Source organism: Enterobacter ludwigii, from assembly GCA_023023105.1.
GTDB lineage: Bacteria > Pseudomonadota > Gammaproteobacteria > Enterobacterales > Enterobacteriaceae > Enterobacter > Enterobacter adelaidei.
In genome coordinates, this window is the sequence record CP083827.1 from 1 (window position 1) to 3030 (window position 3030).

Sequence of the window (3030 nt, forward strand, 5' to 3'; positions counted from 1 at the left end):
TATGGCTATCACATCAAGACTCATCCCTTTGCCCAGTTACCAATGGCCGCTGCCATTGGCGCTTTGCCGTGTCTATCCGGATTGGATTCAAGTCGAAAGTTACCGGAACAGGCGCAGCGGTCGGACTGAACGGGGGGTTCGTGCATACAGTCCAGCTTGGAGCGAACTGCCTTCCCGGAACCGAGTGTCAGGCGTGGAATGAGAAACCGCGGCCATAACAGCGGAGTGACACCGGTAAACCGAAAGGCAGGAACAGGAGAGCGCACGAGGGAGCCACCAGGGGGAAACGCCTGGTATCTTTAAGTCCTGTCGGGTTTCGCCACCACTGATTTGAGCGTCAGATTTCGTGATGCTTGTCAGGGGGGCGGAGCCTATGGAAAAACGGCAACGCCGTGGCCTTGCTTCTTCTTTGCTAAGTATCGCCCTGGCATCCTCTAGGAAATTTCCGCCCAGTTTGTAAGCCCACACCGCTCGCCGCAGCCGAACGACCGAGCGCAGCGAGTCAGTGAGCGAGGAAGCGGAATATCTCCTGTCTCGTATATTCTGCTGACGCGCCGGTGCTGCCTTTTTCCTCCTTCCACATGAAGCACTTCACTGACCTCCGCATCCGTGTCGACATATTAAGCCAGTATACACTCCGCTAGCGCTACGTGACTGGTTCAGGGCTGCGCCCCGACACCCGCTAAAAGCACTGACGCGCCTGCGGCTTGCCCAACCCCGCGCCGTCCGGGAAAGAATTTCCCGATCGACCCGACGTTTCTGTTTACCTGTGATGTTAACGTTTGGATCTTTTTCCCGGGTTTACCTATTTTCTTCTAATGAAGCGTTCACAGCTGACGTTAATAGATGGGTGCTTCATGTTTGGTTTTTCACCAGGAGAACTTATGAACCTTTGCCCCGATGAACGTCTGCTCTTTGTGCGGATGATTTCCGCTATGCTTCGCCGTTCGGGCGGTGATGCGGGTGCTTTTATGTTTGAGGCGTATCGCCATATTGTGTCCGATACCAATCAAGCTCGTCGTTCCTACATGCTCGACCTGCTCGAAAGCGTCAGGCATGACTATGTACACGGTGGATATACATAGTTGCCCTGGATACGCTTTTCGTCTAAGTGAGCGTTCTTTTCGTCTCTTTATTCGCCGTCCTGTATACCGAAGCGTGCGCTCAGCTTCTGATAAAGCGCTTCAGCCTGTTCGTGCATTCGCTCACAGTCGGCTGCCTCGTCATCAAGATCGAGCATGTCGAGTTTTTCGAGCAGCAGCAGCGACTGCGCCCGGATAAATTTTGCCATGTTCAGTGCGGCTGATTCCTGTTTTGTCATACGGCTTTTTCCCGGTTTTATGGTGATCGCAGACTGAAATCTTACTTCATTCACTTGAGTGCATAGCCATGCAGGTACGCAGAAATCATCAGGGGCGTTTTTTCTCGATATGGGCACAGAAAGGTGTATGTTTCAGGCCGGAGGCCTCAGAAACGCCCTGAGAGCCTCTGAGGCGGTGCGGGCAACGGATGTTATGTTAAAAGTTACTTTCCCGAGCTTGTGTCGTAGTTTCTTCCTACGTGATTCATCAAGTAGGAACCTGATAGATCGATACACCAGAGATCCTCATCGATCCTTCTTTATTTATTTAATTTATTGTTAAACAAAGACTATTTGTAAACCTATAAACTACACCGATCGATTGGGATCCTTTCAATAGGAAAAAACACTAAACAATTTATATATGCTCTAAACGGCTTCAAACTGATTTAAACGGCTTTAAATTATTGGTGAACCTATGACTAGGTTTTTGTGTAGATAATGTCTTAGGCAGCGTTTGGTGCCGTACAGTGGGGGTTTTACAGGCTGCTCTCGATGCTGCTGTTGGTCTGATGGCTGGTTTTTTAAACACTGTTTACGGGATCCCTCGTTAGAATTACTATCCATGGCGCTGGCTGTGGTGGCTGGCAATTAAAAAACATAGGCAGGTAGCTGTGGTGGCTATTTGTCGAAGCTTGAGATGGCTTCTTAAGAAGGTGAAACCTTCACAAGAGAACCCGCTAATCGTGAAGAGGCGGGTTTTTTTGTGTCAAAAATCCTCGATTCATCAGCGCATTAATTGCTCTTCAATATGGTGATCGTGTTAGAATAGGCGCAACGGCAGACCTTACCAGTTTGCGAGCCTTACCAGCTCATGCCCCGTTAGCAAATAACCTTAATCTTCTTCACGGACCGCAAGGTCAAGGTGCCAAAATGTGTAATACAATCTCGATCCCTCATCCGGGGGATGTTAGCTATATCTCCTTCACGTGCCGCAAGGTTCCGTCCGCTATCTTTAGTGGCGTGGAGGTGAATCATGACTAAAGTAACTGTCGATTATCCTTCTTCTATCTCCCGCCGTAAGCTTTCAAATCTGTTCAATCACTCCCCGTTTATGTTGTCTCTTGTTCATGACATGTGTGACTCTCAAGCTATTGTTCTTGCTGCCATGTGTGAAGGGAAGTGCGTAACAAGTGCGGGGAACCGGATTGAAGCAGACTACGAAGTAACTAAGCTGGCTGCGGTCATTGATGTTCTGGAAAATAAGTTTTACCTGCCTGTATCACGCGTGAAGATTCCCACCGCGTCGGATACTGGAGGTGGAACTATCCAAGCTAAATATCTCATTACGGAAAATGATATGCAGCTGTTGCTGGAAGATCCGGAATCAGTGGTTTTGACGCGAGAGAGATTGGCTCTTTCTAAGTTAAAAAGTCGAGATGAACGTTGTTTAAAACGTTTGGTGTCCGTTCACGGTTATGATGAAGTTTTTCGATCACTACAGGCGTTAGATGTAGCTAATGATTCTTTTGGTCGAGATTGCGGGTAATGCTTTAAACGGCAATGAATTGACGTTTAAAGCATGGCCGTTTAACGTTTGACGTTAGAAAGAAAAAAGCCACCCGGCAAGGTGGCTTTTTCAAGGTTCAACAAACGGGCAAGTTTTTGAACCGGGTAACTGTCGTAAGGGCGACGAGTCACCAAAACAAGTATCTCCAGTTTAGCCGCAA

3 protein-coding genes are annotated in these 3030 nt (G+C 48.4%); 2 read left to right on the forward strand and 1 reads right to left on the reverse strand.

Annotated elements, in window-relative coordinates; all coding sequences use genetic code 11:
* The first annotated feature begins 857 nt into the window (after nt 1-857).
* Entirely contained in the window at nt 858-1085 is a 228-nt protein-coding gene (locus LCD46_23425; protein UOY73162.1) for a hypothetical protein, read from the forward strand.
* 47 nt (nt 1086-1132) lie between these two features.
* On the opposite strand, the gene LCD46_23430 is transcribed toward LCD46_23425, so the two are convergent.
* Nucleotides 1133-1321, reverse strand: a complete 189-nt coding sequence (locus LCD46_23430; GenBank protein UOY73163.1) for a Rop family plasmid primer RNA-binding protein — start codon at nt 1319-1321, stop codon at nt 1133-1135.
* A 1015-nt stretch (nt 1322-2336) separates the two neighbouring features.
* Between LCD46_23430 and LCD46_23435 the strand changes: the two genes are divergently transcribed.
* The gene (locus LCD46_23435) at nt 2337-2849 is read left to right on the forward strand and encodes a hypothetical protein (protein UOY73161.1); all 513 of its coding nucleotides are present in this window, start codon (nt 2337-2339) and stop codon (nt 2847-2849) included.
* Nucleotides 2850-3030: the final 181 nt, after the last annotated feature.

Excerpts from the sequence above, each read along its gene's own strand:
- LCD46_23425 (UOY73162.1), top strand. The coding sequence starts at position 858 with ATGTTTGGTTTTTCACCAGGAGAACTTATGAACCTTTGCCCCGATGAA.
- LCD46_23435 (UOY73161.1), top strand. The coding sequence starts at position 2,337 with ATGACTAAAGTAACTGTCGATTATCCTTCTTCTATCTCCCGCCGTAAG.
- LCD46_23430 (UOY73163.1), bottom strand. The coding sequence starts at position 1,321 with ATGACAAAACAGGAATCAGCCGCACTGAACATGGCAAAATTTATCCGG.